Raw genomic sequence first — 15,630 nt, 5'->3', positions numbered from 1 at the left:
AATAGGGGTTTTCATTATGGAAGATAAAGTGTCACTTATTTTACAAGAAGTTGGAAAGGTAGTAAAAGGGAAAGAACAGCAACTAAAGAAAGTTTTGATGACAATTTTAGCAGAAGGACATATTTTGTTAGAAGATGTGCCAGGAGTTGGAAAAACAACGATTGCCTTAGCGTTTAGCAAAGTATTAGGAACAGATTTTAACCGAATTCAATTTACACCTGATGTTGTACCGTCAGATATTATTGGATTTACGTTATACGATAGAGCACAAGAAAAATTTGTGTTTCAAGAAGGCGCGATTATGAGCAATTTAATTTTGGCTGATGAGATTAACCGTACATCGAGTCGAACACAAGCTGCTTTATTAGAAGCAATGGAAGAAAAGAAAGTAACAATTGACGGAAAAACGTACCAGCTTCCAAAACCGTTTAATGTTATTGCGACTCAAAACCCATTAGGTTCGTTTGGGACACAAGCATTGCCACAATCTCAACTTGATCGATTCATGATGAAGATTAGTATCGGCTATCCTGATTTTGACAGCCAAGTTGCTATATTAAGAGATCGTCAAACAACAAATCCATTAGAGGATATACAAGGTGTTGTATCTCGCCGGGAACTCTTACAAATGATAGAAGAGGTAAAACAGGTACATGTAGCAGAAGAGATTTTATTTTATATTACTTATTTAATAGAGGCAACGAGAAACCATAAACATGTCGTGCAAGGAGTCAGTCCCCGAGGTGCTCTTTCGTTAAGTAAAGTGGCTAAGGCGAGAGCATATGTAGATGGGCGTACTTTTGTAACACCAGAAGATGTCATTGATTTGTTTATGGAGACATGTAAACATCGTATTGTAATGGATCAAAAAGCTCAGTTAACGTATGAACAAGATATAGATATGTTACAGGAAATTTTGCAATCGGTAAAAACACCAGACCTGATTTCACATGAGATGGGCAAATAAAAATGAAACAGCGTATATTACTATCAAGAATTGTGTTTATTATATTATGGATAACTGTGGTATTTTTCTATGTTTTTTCATCTTCTTATACAGCATTATTTTTATTTTATTTTTTCATCTGTTTAACGATTGTTACTTGTATATATGGTATTTTAATAAAAGATAAAGTAGAAATTGATATAATGTCCCAAGCAATTGCCAAAAAACGTACGAATAGTAGTATGACAATACAACTGAAAAATAAATCATTTTTGCCATTACCATATATCTGTTGTACATTATTAATTCAAAATAAGTTAACAAATGAAATAACAAAAGAGGAATTTACAACATCATTATTCAGTTATGCAACCAAAAACATTTCCTTTCAAATTTATAGTGAACATTGTGGGAAAATAGATATAAAGGTCAAGAATATACGTGTACAAGATTTATTTCGTTTATTTAAACGTAATACAACTCCAAATGCTAGAACGGAAATAGCATATATGCCTACAGTTGTTGAGGGAAATGTAGATGGTGTATATGCAACGAAGGAAATGGCTGAAGCTGCTATATTTTTTTCTGAACGAAAAGGGGATGTACAGGAAGAGATGATTGCATTGAAAGAGTATGTTCCTGGTGATCATGTAAAACAAATTCATTGGAAATTATCATCTAAGTTGGATGAATTAATGATAAAAGAGTTAGCGGATGTTCGAGAAGAACGAATTGTACTATTGTTAGAAACTTCTTTAAATATGGAAGATTCAGGAGAACAAATAAATACAATCGATCAAATGATGGATACTTTTGCTTCATTGTTACAGTATTTTGTAGAGGAAGAAAAACAAATATATGTCGGTTGGTATGATGAAGGAATTAAACAATTGCAAATGGAACTGATGTATGGAAAGGATGCAATGGGTCGTATAATTCGAGAAACGTTAAGTGTTCCTAGAGGAGATTTTAAAGCAACATCGTATGAGGCGTATATTCAAAAAGAACATGAAAGTGTAATAGTTTATCATGTAACAACTAAATATAATAAACAATCTATTAAAGAAAACATCCAAACAAATTATATTCCAATTATAGCGGAAGATTGGTTAGAACAATCCAAACAAAGTATGAATAAAGGAGCGGTATAAATGAGTGAGCAACAATCAAAAAATATACAACTCATTCATACAGCTAATCATATGGATGAGAAGTTTCCATATCAGATATTTATAATACAACAGCTCCTATTTATTGCTAGTTTATTATATGTTATCCAAACATTTCAACTTACAACAAATTTTCTTATAGCGTTTATTGTAAGCGAAATATGTATATTATTTATATATATACCATTTAAAAACACTGTTCTAAAGCGATGGATCTCAATTGGTTCCTCTATATTAAGTATTGTTGTCTTTATTGTGTTACATCGTTTCATAATGAATGGTTTATTCATTATATATGAACAGATTGCACATGAATTAACGTTACATACTGGAAAGATATTCCGTCCAATGGAAGTAGGATTAGATGGGAATAGCGCCATCTTTGCGACACAAATATTTTCAGTGTATGCAATGCTCGGTATCAGTTTATTTTGTTATATAGTTGTTAAAATACGGTCGAAATGGTTACTATATTTGATTTTATTAAGTGCTATGTTAGCAAATATAACGATAGACTTATCACCTAATAAGTGGGTAGAGACAACTTTTTATTCAGTTTTATGTATCGTATTTATCGTTTTTTCGATGGCGAAACAGGCGAAGGTAAAAGAAGTCGCTTTATTATTTGTATTGGGTGCTTTATTGGCCTGTATTACATTTTTGTCGGTGCAGAGCATACATCCAGAAGTATCGTATGAAAAACCGGCATTTGTGCAACTGATAGAACAAAAAGGAGTAACGAAATGGGAAGAAATTCGTTATGAGAAGGAGAGGACGAATAATTTTCCTACTGGTAATTTTACACAACTCCAACCGTTAAAAATAAATGAGGAAGTAGCTTTAGAAATCATAATGTCAAACCCATCTTCCCAATATTTACGTGGATTTGTCGGTGCAACATATACTAATAAAAAATGGGAGTCCTTAGATCCATCAATATATGATGAGTCATTTGATATGCTATTTTGGTTAAATGAAGATGGTTTTCATCCTTTAACACAATTACATACAATTTCGAATATGTTAGTGGAAACAGACGAAGGAAATAATGTCACTGTTCAAAATAAACATGCTAATAGTAAATATATGTATACTCCGTATGAAATAAAAAGTGCGCCAAAGGAAATTTATGATACATTACAAGAATTGGAACAAAGCTTTTTAACGAAGTCATTTTTTGGTGAGCGGAATTATACGTATCATGCAAGTGATGTGTCTTTAACAAAATATCCATCTTTAGCAAATTCATTATATGAGAATCGTGATATGGAGGAAGTACAAAACTATTTATTATATGAAAGTTATTATAATGATTTTGTATATGATGCTTACACGACGCTTCCAGAAACAACTGAAATGTTATTGGAAACACATATAGGAACAGTGAATCAAGAGGACGAAAAAGAACATGTTCCATATGAATGGGCCATCCACAAAATTACGAGTTATTTAAAAGAAAATATTGAATATGATGAAGATGTGCAATCATTCCCGATGGATAAGGATTTTTTAATGTATTTATTGGAAAATGAGCGAAAAGGATATGCTCCTCATTTTGCTACTGCAGCAACTACTATGTTCCGTTATTTTGGTATACCTGCTAGATATGTAGAAGGGTATATTATTCCACCTGAGTTAGTGAATGATGTGGATCCGTATGAAAAAATACAAGTAGATGGATCACATGCACATGCGTGGACAGAAATCTACATAGATGAAATTGGTTGGATTCCTATTGAAACAACTCCCGGATTTGAAGATAAAATGGAAAAAATAGATTTATCAGATTATCCATCTGGTATTTCTAATACAGATTTGGAAAGTATGTATGAAGAACCTGAGGATAGCTTTAATGAGGCAAAACAACAAATAGAAGATGATTCACAATTAGATGATATGAATAATGAACCAACAGAAAAGTTACATTGGATTATTTGGATCGTTATTCTTGTATCAATCATCCTTTTATTATGTCTTGTTACATATGTTGTTTATACAATGTATCGTCGAAGAAAATTGAAACAATTTATTGCGACTTTCGAAACAGGTGATGTGAAAACTGTCATACCACAAATTTTTGTTAACGTTGTCCAACTTTTAAAATATGACCAGGTAAATATAGAAAATGGTTCAATTGAAACGTATTTACCTTTGATTGAATCTATCTATGGTAATGAATATCTTCAATATTTTGAACGAGCTTGGAATCTACATCAATTAGCAATATATAGTAAAGAACAGCTGGGTGAACAAGCAAGAAGTGAGATGATTCATTTTTATGAACAATCACGAAAAAATATTATGGAATCGAAAGGTTTATTTACAAAGTTGAAGATTAAATTTATCGATGTTAAATCTTTATAAGTTGAGCATATATTTTGAACGGATGGAAAATGTTTACTATGCTTAAAGTTGTATGGTAGAGAAAAGGAGCATGGAAGATGACAGTTCAAACAAAACGAAAAGCAGCATATGCAATTGATGAAGCATATATTAATCGTTGGTCGCCACGTGCGTTTTCAACGAAAGAAGTAGAAGAAGAAAAGTTAAATGCAATTTTTGAAGCGGCGAGATGGGCACCATCTGCGGCAAACTGGCAACCGTGGAATTATATCGTTGCTCGTAAGGAAGAAGATCGTGCAACATTTTTATCTTTCATTAATGAAAATAATGTTGAATGGTGTAAGCGAGCACCAGTACTCGTGTTAGCTATTTCCAAAAAGACTCGCAATGAAGAGGGCGATCCAAATCCGTGGCATGCATTTGATGCTGGAACAGCTTGGGGATACCTTAGCTTAGAAGCATATCGACAAGGATTAATTACACATGGTATGGGTGGATTTGACAAGGAAAAAGCACGAGAATTACTAGAAGTCCCAGCCGAATATGATATTAATGCGGTTGTTGCAGTTGGTTATCATGACCCAACTACATTATTGTCTGAGCGTAATCAGCAACGCGAAGTCCCATCAGATAGAAAGCCTATCGAATCTTTCGTATTTGAAGGGAAATTTGCATAAAAGTATGAATGACTATGTTTATCCTAGAGATGAACATAGTCATTTTTATTTTGTATTTTGGTTTGTGTTTGGGGAGAGTTCTATTGTCCATGAAAATAGGGAAGATTAGAAATTCAGGGACGCAAGCCCGCTCTACCGTCCTCGAAATCACGAAAAACCAAATCTCAAGGACGCTGGGTCGTTCTACCGTCCTCGAAATCGGGAAAAATCAAAACTCAAGGACGCTGGGCGAGTCTACCGTCCTTGAAATCGGGGAAGATTAGAATTTCAAGGACGCTGGGTCGTTCTACCGTCCTCGAAATCGGAAAAAATGAAATCTCAAGGACGCTGGGTCGTTCTATCGTCCTCGAAATCGCGAAAAATCAAATCTCAGGGACGCAAGCCCGCTCTACCGTCCTCGAAATCACGAAAAATCAAATCTCAAGGACGCAAGCCCACGCCATACTACCATCACCGACAAAGCTCAAAGGAATTTTTCCAGTTCAACCCCTCACACTACTACAAAAAACTGAAAACACCAATTTCATCCACAACTGCGTACAACCGAACTTCCCTTGCAATGATGAAACTATCCAAGCCCCGTTATGTATCAGCATGACTCCCGCGAAAGCTCCATCTAGTCCCCTTATCCATAAAGAACTCCAAATACTTTTAAGCACTTGACATACACGAACTGCAAATAGTTTCATACGTTATAGCGATGGAAGTTTAGAGCTTGGAGGGATGAGACTGACAAAGCGAATCATAACGTTTCTTGGTGGAGATAAAAGAAGTGTGTATTTAGCGGAAATGTTTAAGCAAGATAATTATGATGTGACGACTTTCGGGTTTGACGAAGAAGTTCAACATTGTAAGCGCGCAGAAAATTTACAAGCGGCGATGGATGGTGTACCAATTTTAATTGGGCCATTACCGTTTGCGAACAAAGTGGGTAATTTAAATGCGCCATTATGTAACGAAAAAATAGCGATAGATCATATCATCAATGAAATGAAGAATGATCAAATTTTATTTGGTGGGCATATTGAAAAAAAGTGGATGGAAAAAGCATCTAAAGCAAATGTTCAAATAGTTGATTATTTCCATGATGAAGCACTTCAAGTGAAAAATGCAATCCCGACAGCGGAGGGGACGATACAACTCGTCATGGAAAAATTACCGACGACGATTCATGGAGCAAACATCATTGTGCTTGGATTTGGTCGAATTGGAAAAGTGCTTGCACATTTATTTCGGCAAATGGGGGCAAATGTATCGGTTGGAGCGAGAAAATCTGCAGATTTTGCCTGGATCACTCAGGCTGGTTACCGACCAATTCATATAAGCGAGATGGCAACAATTTTTCAAGAGATGGATGTGATCGTTAATACGATTCCAGTGCAAATTATTGGAATGTCGAAGTTGGTCAATATAAGAAAGGATGCATTGCTTATTGATGTGGCTTCACATCCCGGTGGTATTGATTTAGAAGCGGCAAAAACGTTACATGTTACACCGTTACAAGCGTTAGGTTTACCTGGGAAAGTTGCACCGAAAAGTGCTGCGAAATATATGAAAGAAACAATTGAAAATGCAATGAAAAAGCTGGAGGGTTAAAATGGGGAAGTTAAGAGTAGGGTTTGCGCTGACAGGATCATTTTGTAATTTTGAAGTCGTATTAAATGAATTAGAAAAATTAGCGGAAAACGATCATATCGAACTTTTTCCGATTATGTCAGAAGCCTCGAGCAGTTTTGATACGAGATTTGGGAAGGCGAAAGATTGGCGAAAGCGAATGAAAGAGATTACTGGAAATGACATTATTGAAACGATTGTAGAGGCAGAATTAGTTGGTCCGAAAATGAATTTTGATACAATCATCGTTGCACCTTGTACAGGAAATACGTTGGCAAAATTAGCGAATGCCATTACAGATACGACAGTGACGATGGCATGCAAAGCACAGTTAAGAAATATTAAACCGATTGTTTTAGCGATTGCAACCAATGATGGATTGAGTGCGAACGGTAAAAACATTGGTACATTATTAAATGCGAAAAATGTTTATTTTGTCCCGTTTGGGCAAGATGATATAGAAGGAAAGCCAAATTCATTAGTGGCTCATTTTCATCTTATAGAGGAAACGATGGATGCGGCATTAAAAGGAAAGCAATTTCAACCATTGTTAGTATAAAATAAAGGTTGGGTATTCATCCCAACCTTTATTTTTTGATGACGTAAGTTGTATCATCACATTTTCCTTCTGTTTGTTTGGTGAAAATGAATGTCCATGGCATAGAGTGGTGTGCCGGAATGACAATAGGCACAGTAAAATAGTCTGCGTATGTAACAGTATCATGTACATATTTCATATAAATATTTTTTAATTCCATGGACGCCTTTTCATTGTTATGAATGAGCGTCGTAACGAGGAGATCGCCATGATGATTGACCGCTTCCCATAAAAATGTAAATGAAATTCCTGCATCAATTTGCAAATTAGAAAAAACATCACAAATTTTATCATGGTCCTGTTTACTAATCGTTCTTTCCCAAGCATCTTCAAAAAACAATTTTTGCATCGTGTTTATCTTCCTTTCTAAGCGATATAAATGAAATAAACGATTCCGAGTGAAACGATGAAAGAGCTTAGGACATAAATAAAAGCAAGTCCATATTGATCATTCAAAATAAATTCCATCGTTTCCTTACCGAATGTGGAAAATGTTGTGTATGCACCACAAAAGCCAATGGTAAGTATGTAAAATAACGCATTTGTAAGCTCCATTTGTAATAAAAATCCGAACAATACTGCACCAGTAATATTGGCAATCCATGTTCCGATGGGGGATGAATTCGATATGTTTGCAAGAAACAACCGTGCGATACTACCGAAAAATCCTCCAATACTAACATATAACATTGGAAGTAACATTATGACTCGCCTCTTTCTTTCGTCATTTTTGTAGCGGCAATGATGCCGAGAAGACTTGCGAGTAGTCCAAACAAAACCGTTCCAATTATATAAAGGATGGCAATGTTCATCTCTGAAAAGGATAATTCGATTGCTTCTACAATGATCGTCGAAAAAGTCGTATATGAACCGATAAGTCCAGTAGTAAGAGCGGTAAAAGTCGTTTTAGAAAAAGCATTCTTTATCGCTGGTGAAAATGTAATAAACGTTAAAATGAATGCACCAGTAATGTTAACAAAAAATGTGGCAAGAGGCAAAGACCCGAATGATTCAAATAGGATAAAAGAAGAGAGGAGGAAGCGGAGGCTCGCTCCAATCATTCCTCCTATTCCAACTGCAATATATAGTCGCATTTTAAGCACTCTGGCATGTCGGGCATAAGCCGTATACTTCAAACTTATGGCCATCAATTTTATATGCTCCTAAAATACGCTCTACCTCATCCATCGGGCATAAATGAATTTTCTTCGCCTTGCCACAAGCATTACAAATGAAGTGGTGATGGTGCGTCGTTCCACAATTCATGCGGAAATGTTTTTCCCCTTTTAATTCTGTCGATTCTAACACACCTAAATCATCGTATAAATGTAAATTACGATAGACAGTATCAAAACTTATTCCAGGAAATGTTGCTTCCATATACGTATATAATTCCTTTGCGGTGAAGTATTTATCCTCTTTTGCAAAAAAATGTAAAATATGTTCTCGACGATTCGTCATTTTAAATCCATGTTTTTGTAATGTTTGAATAGCTTCTTTCACATTCATACTGTTCGACTCCTTTTACGAAGTGTATTCATACTTAAAGCGATAAGCAAGATTAGAATAGAAACGACAACAATTGTCCCACCTGGTGGGATATTTAAATAGTAACCTGAAATAAGTCCTGTAATGACGGCAATTTCAGCAAAAATAATCGAATAAAAGATTAACTGTTTAAAGCTTACAGCAAAACGCATCGCACTCGCAACTGGAAGTGTCATTAAAGCTGAAACGAGTAATACACCAACAATCCGAATCGAGGCTGCAATGACGAGCGCTGTTAAAATAATGAATAAAAAATGAATCCTTTTTGCGTGAATACCTGAAACGGTCGCATGTTCTTCATCAAAAGATAATGTGACAAGTTCTTTATAAAATAAAATAATTAAAACAATCACAAAAATGGCTATACCGACAATCGTGTAAAAATCAAGTCGGCTAACTGCAGAAACAGATCCGAATAAAAAGTTAAATAAATCTGTATTAAATCCATTTGCTAATGAAATGAAAATAACACTCAACCCAACTCCACCACTTAATATGATTGGTATACCTATTTCTTGGTATGCCGTATAAACGGAGCGTAATTTTTCAATTAAAATGGCACCGATAATGGAAAAGCCCATCCCACTATAGACGGCATTGATTGGCAGTAAAAATTGTTTCTCCATATATAATCCGAATGCAATTCCTGCTAATGTAACATGGGAAAGTGCATCTGCTAGTAAAGAAAGACGGCGGACGACTAGAAACGTACCGAGCAATGGAGCGATAATGCCGATAATAATCCCTGTTAAAAATGTATGACGTAAAAAATCAAATTGTAGTATGTCTTGTATCATAAGAACCTCCATTATTCATGGTCATGGACGACGATTTGTACTGGATGTCCATAAATTGCTGATAATTGTTCAGGGGAGAGAGCAGAGTATTCTGCAGATTTCCCGTGAAAGTGTAATGTTTTATTTAAACAAACGATATTTGTCGCGTGTTCGGTCATTGCCCCAGTATCATGTGTGACGAGTAATAAGGTTAAATTATTTTCTATATTTAATTTGTGTAGTAAGTCATAAAACCGTGCCACGTTTTGGTGATCGACGCCGACAGTCGGTTCGTCTAATATAAGTAATTCAGGTTCATTCACGAGTGCGCGGGCAATGAAGACTCGTTGTTGTTGTCCACCAGATAAGTTGCCGATATTTTGATATGTGTATGCTCCCATATCAACTGCATCAATGGCAGCTAAAATTTTCTCTTTTTCTTTTTTACGGAAAAATTTAAAATACCCGATTTTTGCTGTTAAGCCCATTGCGACGACTTCATATACTGTCGCAGGAAAGCCTTTGTTAAATGTGTTTGCTTTTTGCGAAACAAAACCGATCCGATTCCAATCGTGAAAATGATCGATTGGTTGATCGAGTAAAAATACTTTACCAGTATCTGGTTTCAATAATCCTAAAATAATTTTAATAAGTGTTGTTTTTCCCCCACCGTTTGGACCGACAAGTCCCATGAAGTCGCCACGTTTAATTTCTAAATTTACATTTTCTAATACAGGCTTCGCTTCATATTGATAGCTAATGTTTTCCAAACGGATGACTGTGTCTGACAAAGCAATACCTCCTTATATAGTTCATTTTCTAGTATGTGTTATTTTGTAATTTCATCTAATACTTGTAAGTTTTCTTGCATTATGGACATATAATCTCGCTCCATATTGAGATCGTCTTCTGTTAATGTTTCTAAGTTATGAATGTATACATCTTTCGCATCTAAATTTTCTTGAATAATCGATGCAACATGATTAGAACTATTTTTTTCAAAGACGATATAACGTAAATTAAGTTCGTTTGCTTTCTTCACTAGCGCAACGAGTTCGCGTTGGGAAGGTTCATCACTTGATGAAATACCACTAATCGCAAGTTGCTCGATACCGTAACGTTCTTCCCAATATCCGTATGCAGCATGTGTGACGATCATTTGTTTTTCTGTTTTTTCTTTTAATGTGTTCGTAAATTGGGCATCAAGTGCTTCTAAGTCTTCTTTATATTGTAAAAAATTCTCTTCAAAAATTGCTTCATGCTCTGGATACAATGCGCTTAAATGGCTTTTAATCCTTTCTCCCATGTCGATCATTCGGAGTGGATCAAACCAAATATGTGGATCTAAATTATGGTGATGTCCGTGATCATGATGGTCATGCTCATGGGCTTCATCAGCTTCACGGAAGATGGAATCATCTTCGCCGATTTCAAGGAAGTTTGTGTCTTCTAGTTGTAAAGCCTCTTCTGTTCGTTCTGCAAAACTTTCCATGCCTGCCCCGACATAAATGAATAAGTCGCTTCGAGCGATATGCGTTAATTGCCTCGTTGTCGGTTCATATGTATGGGCATCTACTCCTGGTGGGTATAAAGATTCGACGGTTGCAAGATCTCCAGTGATTTGTTCTGTTGCATATTGCACAGGATAAATAGATGTATAAATAGTTAAAGCTGTTTCTTTTTTAGGTGCCTCATTGGAGCAGCCGAATAGAAACAAGCTAGCCATTATGGATAGTACGATTTTTTTCAAGAGATAATCCTCCTTTTACTATCGTTCATTGTATCGTAATGATTACGATTTGTAAATAGGAATGATTACGATTTGAATTTTTTTATATTGAACGGGTGAAAGAGAGAAGCGTATTATGATTTAATTTATTATTTAATCAATCGATGTAAAATAAAAGGGCATGCAGACTTGATGGTTACACAAATAACATAAGATAATACGAGCATAGGTAGAGCGGTTTTACATGTGATAGATTTAGCTGACATTGAAAAAGTCGTGAAGAAAAATAATCTTGCATATAAATGGGTACCAAAGGGCGAACAACACGTGGTAGCCCTGCGTTACGAGTCCAAGATGTGTCACGGTTATCGTTAGAATTATATGCGGAAATGGATGAAGTGGAAAGTTTATTACAATGTTACGACTTACAAAAAGGTTCTCGTGTACAACGTATCGAACGCGTTTTTCTTATATTTACGTGATCCAGATGGGCACCGTATCGAGTTTTATTTCGGAGATTATTTCACAGGTGACGGAGATTTCGAACCGAAACGTTGGAGTGTACATGACAAAACACGTCAAACATTCTGGGGTCATGAAGCGCCAGATAGTTGGTTTGATGAAGCATCTCCATTCATCCACGTATTAACGGGAGAAGTCATCGAAAAAGAAAAAGCGAAATTAACATTATATAAGCCAGATTTTACGCTATAATGATTTGAAAAACTAGTAGAGGAAAATTCCTGTACTAGTTTTTTTATTTTATAGTTTACATAGGATAGGGGGGTATAGTATAATGGATGTAAAGGAGGGAACGGTATGGAAGAAAAGAAACGTGTAGAAGCGAGAGAGAATGACGAAAAAAAGAAAGTAATTACAAGATTAAAACGAATCGAAGGACAAGTACGGGGGATTCAAAAGATGATTGAGGAAGACCGTTATTGTGTAGATGTCATTATTCAAATTAACGCCATCAATGCAGCTCTCAAACAAGTCGGGTTTTCGTTGTTAGAAGATCATGCGAATCATTGTGTCATTCATGCGCTTGAATCAGGAGATGGAGAAGCTTCAGTTCAGGAATTAATCAATGTGGTAAAACAATTTTCAAAATAAGGAAGTTGGAAGGGAGATTAAGATGGCACAGAAAGAATTATCACTCCATATTACAGGAATGACTTGTGCGGCATGTTCCAGTCGTGTGGAAAAGGTATTGAACAAAATGGATGCAGTCGAAGCACAAGTAAATTTAGCGACAGAATCGGCGAAAGTACAATATGATCAAGGTACAGTGACACCAGAAGACATTATCGGGAAAATTGAGAAAATTGGTTATGGTGTCGAAGTGGAAAAAGAAGAGTTCGATATTACAGGAATGACTTGTGCAACTTGTTCTAGTCGAATTGAAAAAGTATTAAACAAAATGCCTGGGGTGGAAACGGCAACAGTGAATTTAGCAACCGAATCCGCATCAGTTTCATTTTATGCTGGAATGGTAGATGAAGCAGATATTATTGGAAAGGTAGCTAATCTTGGATATAGTGCGACAGTTAAACAGTCGAAAGAAGACCAGCGCTCGAAGAAAGAGCAAGAACTACAAAAGAAAAAGCGTATATTAATTATGTCGGCCATTTTATCTGTTCCATTATTAATTACGATGTTAGATCATTTATTTGGTATGACATTGCCAGAGATTTTTATGAATCCGTGGTTCCAGTTTGCGCTCGCGACACCCGTTCAATTTATTATCGGGTGGCAGTTTTATGTTAGTTCATATAAAAATTTAAAAACACGTAATGCGAATATGGATGTACTTGTCGCATTAGGTACGAGTGCGGCCTATTTTTACAGTTTATATGAAGCGATTAAAACGATTGGGACATCTTATGAACCACATTTATATTTCGAAACGAGTGCGATTTTAATTACGTTAATTTTATTCGGTAAATATTTAGAGGCACGAGCAAAAGGGAAAACGACGGAAGCTATTTCGAAGTTATTACAGTTGCAAGCAAAAGAAGCACGTGTACTACGAGATGGTGTCGAGACGATGGTTCCTTTAGAAGAAGTGGTCGTATCGGATATTCTAGTCATTAAACCGGGTGAAAAGGTGCCTGTCGATGGGGTTGTTTTAAAAGGAACGACTGCTGTCGATGAATCGATGTTAACGGGAGAATCAATCCCAGTGGAGAAACAAGTTGGGGCCGATATGATTGGTGCGACGATAAATGTGAATGGAACCATTGAAATGGAAGCGACAAAGGTCGGAAAAGATACTGCATTAGCTTCGATTGTAAAAGCAGTAGAAGATGCACAAGGGGATAAAGCACCAATTCAACGTATGGCAGACATTATTTCAGGTTATTTCGTACCGATTGTTGTTGGAATTGCCGTTATCACTTTTATCATTTGGATTATGTTCGTTTCACCAGGGGAATTTGAGTCGGCATTAACCGCGGCGATTGCTGTCTTAGTTATCGCGTGTCCATGTGCATTAGGGTTAGCGACACCGACATCGATTATGGTCGGTACTGGTAAAGGTGCCGAAAATGGTATTTTATTTAAAGGTGGCGAACATTTAGAACGGACACATGAATTAACGACGATCGTATTTGATAAAACTGGTACGATTACAAAAGGGACGCCAGAATTAACAGATTTTACTGGTGATGATAGAGTGTTACAACTTGTCGCAAGCGCTGAAAAAGGTTCAGAGCACCCGCTTGCGACGGCGATTGTGTCTTATGCTGAAGTAAGAGATGTCGCACTTTTAGAGACAGATCATTTTGCTGCAATTGCAGGTCACGGAATTGAAGCGACATTCGGTGAAGATGACGTATTAGTTGGAACGAGAAAATTAATGTACGATCGTGGAATTGATGTTGCACATGTAGAAGATGATATGCAACAATTGGAACTAGATGGAAAAACAGCAATGCTTATTGCGGTAAATGGCGAGTTTTCTGGAATTGTTGCCGTAGCTGATACGGTGAAAGAAACGGCGAAAGAAGCGATGGCAATTTTACATGAACAAGGATTGGAACTTGTCATGTTAACAGGAGATAATGAGCGAACAGCAAATGCAATTGCTCGTCAAGTCGGCATTGATCGTGTCATTGCGGAAGTTTTACCAGAAGAAAAAGCGGAGAAAATCAAACAGTTGCAAGCAGAAGGAAAAAATGTTGCAATGGTAGGTGATGGGGTAAATGATGCCCCGGCACTTGCAATAGCAGACACTGGGATTGCGATTGGAACAGGGACAGAAGTAGCCATTGAAGCTGCAGACATTACCATTTTAGGTGGAGAATTATTGCTTATTCCAAAAGCGATTCGATTAAGTGCAGAAACTATTAAAAATATTAAACAAAATTTATTTTGGGCGTTCGGATATAATACTGTTGGTATCCCGATTGCAGCGTTCGGATTGCTTGCTCCTTGGATTGCTGGGGCGGCTATGGCATTTAGTTCTGTTAGTGTTGTATTAAACTCTTTACGTTTAAAGAGAATAAAAGTATAAATGTTATAAAGGAGAGTGGAAAAAATGGCAGTAACATTAAAAGTAGAAGGTATGAGTTGTGGACATTGCGAAAAAGCGGTAAAAGGTGCGTTAGGTAACGTAAAAGGTGTGGAAGATGTGCAAGTTGATTTAGCGGCGAAAACAGTAAAAGTGAAATATGATGAAGAAAATATTACTATTCCTCAATTAGCTGAAGTGATTGAAGATCAAGGATATGACGTGGTCGAGTAAAAATATTGCATGCGATGAATACTCTTTGCGTGATAGATGTGATAAAGTGTTTTAGTTTTGACACATAAATCAAAGCGGAAAATGAAGCGATTTATAAGGAAGTAACTTAGTTTGATTGTTGAGTAAAACAGTCAGGATGACACAGTGATGCGAATATGCGTCACTGTGTCATTTTTTGTAATATATACATAATAGAAGCGATAAAGTGGGATGCGGATGCGACGAAGCGGGAAATAGATGCGATGAAGCAAGAAACAGATGCAATGAAGCGAGAATGAGATGCAATGAAGTGGGAAATAGATGCAATGAAGCGGGATGCGGATGCAATGAAGCGGCAAACAGATGCAATGAAGCAGGAAATAGATGCAATGAAGCGGGAAATAGATGCAATGAAGCGGGAAATAGATGCAATGAAGCAGGAAATAGATGCAATGAAGCGGGAAATAGATGCGATGAAGCAAGAAACAGATGCAATGAAGTGAAAA

General features: G+C 36.3%; 20 protein-coding genes. 13 read left to right on the top strand and 7 right to left on the bottom strand.

Annotated features, from left to right (window positions below; all coding sequences use genetic code 11):
- Nucleotides 1-16 precede the first annotated feature (16 nt).
- The 7 genes from SPD45_RS03305 (at nucleotide 17) to SPD45_RS03275 (ending at nucleotide 7,308) form a co-directional block, all read left to right on the top strand.
- Nucleotides 17-967, top strand: a complete 951-nt coding sequence (locus SPD45_RS03305) for an AAA family ATPase (RefSeq protein WP_336266235.1) — start codon at nucleotides 17-19, stop codon at nucleotides 965-967.
- A gap of 2 nt (nucleotides 968-969) precedes the next feature.
- On the top strand, nucleotides 970-2,097 hold the full coding sequence (locus tag SPD45_RS03300) for a DUF58 domain-containing protein (protein ID WP_336266234.1): 1,128 nt from the start codon (nucleotides 970-972) through the stop codon (nucleotides 2,095-2,097).
- Entirely contained in the window at nucleotides 2,098-4,479 is a 2,382-nt protein-coding gene (locus SPD45_RS03295) for a transglutaminase-like domain-containing protein (protein ID WP_336266233.1), read from the top strand.
- A 77-nt stretch (nucleotides 4,480-4,556) separates the two neighbouring features.
- Complete coding sequence (locus SPD45_RS03290) at nucleotides 4,557-5,135, top strand: nitroreductase family protein (RefSeq protein WP_336266232.1); 579 nt, start codon at nucleotides 4,557-4,559, stop codon at nucleotides 5,133-5,135.
- Nucleotides 5,136-5,218: 83 nt separating this feature from the next.
- Nucleotides 5,219-5,398, top strand: a complete 180-nt coding sequence (locus SPD45_RS03285; protein WP_336266231.1) for a hypothetical protein — start codon at nucleotides 5,219-5,221, stop codon at nucleotides 5,396-5,398.
- Nucleotides 5,399-5,858: 460 nt separating this feature from the next.
- On the top strand, nucleotides 5,859-6,731 hold the full coding sequence (gene dpsA, locus SPD45_RS03280) for a dipicolinate synthase subunit DpsA (RefSeq protein ID WP_336266229.1): 873 nt from the start codon (nucleotides 5,859-5,861) through the stop codon (nucleotides 6,729-6,731).
- Between the two features lies 1 nt (nucleotide 6,732).
- Nucleotides 6,733-7,308 carry a dipicolinate synthase subunit B gene (locus SPD45_RS03275; RefSeq protein WP_336266227.1) on the top strand — a complete coding sequence of 192 codons (576 nt, stop codon included), beginning with the start codon at nucleotides 6,733-6,735 and terminating at the stop codon, nucleotides 7,306-7,308.
- A gap of 28 nt (nucleotides 7,309-7,336) precedes the next feature.
- On the opposite strand, the gene SPD45_RS03270 is transcribed toward SPD45_RS03275, so the two are convergent.
- From SPD45_RS03270 to SPD45_RS03240, 7 genes are read right to left on the bottom strand one after another with little or no spacing between them, the layout of a single operon-like run.
- Nucleotides 7,337-7,696, bottom strand: a complete 360-nt coding sequence (locus tag SPD45_RS03270) for an SLAP domain-containing protein (protein WP_336266226.1) — start codon at nucleotides 7,694-7,696, stop codon at nucleotides 7,337-7,339.
- A gap of 17 nt (nucleotides 7,697-7,713) precedes the next feature.
- The gene (locus SPD45_RS03265; protein ID WP_336266225.1) at nucleotides 7,714-8,049 is read right to left on the bottom strand and encodes a fluoride efflux transporter FluC; all 336 of its coding nucleotides are present in this window, start codon (nucleotides 8,047-8,049) and stop codon (nucleotides 7,714-7,716) included.
- Nucleotides 8,049-8,441, bottom strand: coding sequence for a fluoride efflux transporter FluC (locus SPD45_RS03260; protein ID WP_336266224.1), 393 nt, complete (start codon nucleotides 8,439-8,441; stop codon nucleotides 8,049-8,051). Before SPD45_RS03260 ends, SPD45_RS03265 begins: the two co-directional genes overlap by 1 nt.
- Nucleotide 8,442: 1 nt before the next feature.
- Nucleotides 8,443-8,856: a Fur family transcriptional regulator gene (locus tag SPD45_RS03255; protein WP_336266223.1), complete on the bottom strand. Its 414-nt coding sequence runs from the start codon at nucleotides 8,854-8,856 to the stop codon at nucleotides 8,443-8,445.
- Entirely contained in the window at nucleotides 8,853-9,692 is an 840-nt protein-coding gene (locus tag SPD45_RS03250; protein WP_336266221.1) for a metal ABC transporter permease, read from the bottom strand. Before SPD45_RS03250 ends, SPD45_RS03255 begins: the two co-directional genes overlap by 4 nt.
- Before the next feature lie 11 nt (nucleotides 9,693-9,703).
- The gene (locus tag SPD45_RS03245; RefSeq protein ID WP_336266220.1) at nucleotides 9,704-10,462 is read right to left on the bottom strand and encodes a metal ABC transporter ATP-binding protein; all 759 of its coding nucleotides are present in this window, start codon (nucleotides 10,460-10,462) and stop codon (nucleotides 9,704-9,706) included.
- 38 nt (nucleotides 10,463-10,500) lie between these two features.
- Nucleotides 10,501-11,421, bottom strand: coding sequence for a metal ABC transporter solute-binding protein, Zn/Mn family (locus SPD45_RS03240; protein WP_336266219.1), 921 nt, complete (start codon nucleotides 11,419-11,421; stop codon nucleotides 10,501-10,503).
- Nucleotides 11,422-11,793: 372 nt separating this feature from the next.
- Here SPD45_RS03240 and SPD45_RS03235 point away from each other — a divergent pair, with 372 nt between their 5' ends.
- The 6 genes from SPD45_RS03235 to SPD45_RS03210 all read left to right on the top strand — a co-directional run bounded on the left by SPD45_RS03235 (nucleotide 11,794) and on the right by SPD45_RS03210 (nucleotide 15,627).
- Nucleotides 11,794-12,114: a hypothetical protein gene (locus SPD45_RS03235; protein ID WP_336266218.1), complete on the top strand. Its 321-nt coding sequence runs from the start codon at nucleotides 11,794-11,796 to the stop codon at nucleotides 12,112-12,114.
- Between the two features lie 105 nt (nucleotides 12,115-12,219).
- Entirely contained in the window at nucleotides 12,220-12,513 is a 294-nt protein-coding gene (locus SPD45_RS03230) for a metal-sensitive transcriptional regulator (protein WP_336266216.1), read from the top strand.
- A 22-nt stretch (nucleotides 12,514-12,535) separates the two neighbouring features.
- Nucleotides 12,536-14,914: a heavy metal translocating P-type ATPase gene (locus SPD45_RS03225; protein WP_336266215.1), complete on the top strand. Its 2,379-nt coding sequence runs from the start codon at nucleotides 12,536-12,538 to the stop codon at nucleotides 14,912-14,914.
- A gap of 24 nt (nucleotides 14,915-14,938) precedes the next feature.
- A complete protein-coding gene (gene copZ, locus SPD45_RS03220) occupies nucleotides 14,939-15,145 on the top strand; it encodes a copper chaperone CopZ (RefSeq protein WP_336266214.1) in 207 nt (68 codons plus the stop codon).
- A gap of 155 nt (nucleotides 15,146-15,300) precedes the next feature.
- Nucleotides 15,301-15,423 (top strand): hypothetical protein, encoded by a 123-nt coding sequence (locus SPD45_RS03215; RefSeq protein WP_336266211.1) that lies wholly within the window; start codon nucleotides 15,301-15,303, stop codon nucleotides 15,421-15,423.
- Between the two features lie 6 nt (nucleotides 15,424-15,429).
- Nucleotides 15,430-15,627 (top strand): hypothetical protein, encoded by a 198-nt coding sequence (locus SPD45_RS03210; protein ID WP_336266210.1) that lies wholly within the window; start codon nucleotides 15,430-15,432, stop codon nucleotides 15,625-15,627.
- The last annotated feature ends 3 nt before the right edge of the window (nucleotides 15,628-15,630 follow it).

The organism is Pseudogracilibacillus sp. SO10305, from assembly GCF_037072005.1.
Taxonomy (GTDB): domain Bacteria; phylum Bacillota; class Bacilli; order Bacillales; family Amphibacillaceae; genus Pseudogracilibacillus; species Pseudogracilibacillus intestinigallinarum.
Note: the sequence above shows the minus strand (reverse complement) of the source record. Positions and strands in the feature narration are given on the sequence as shown.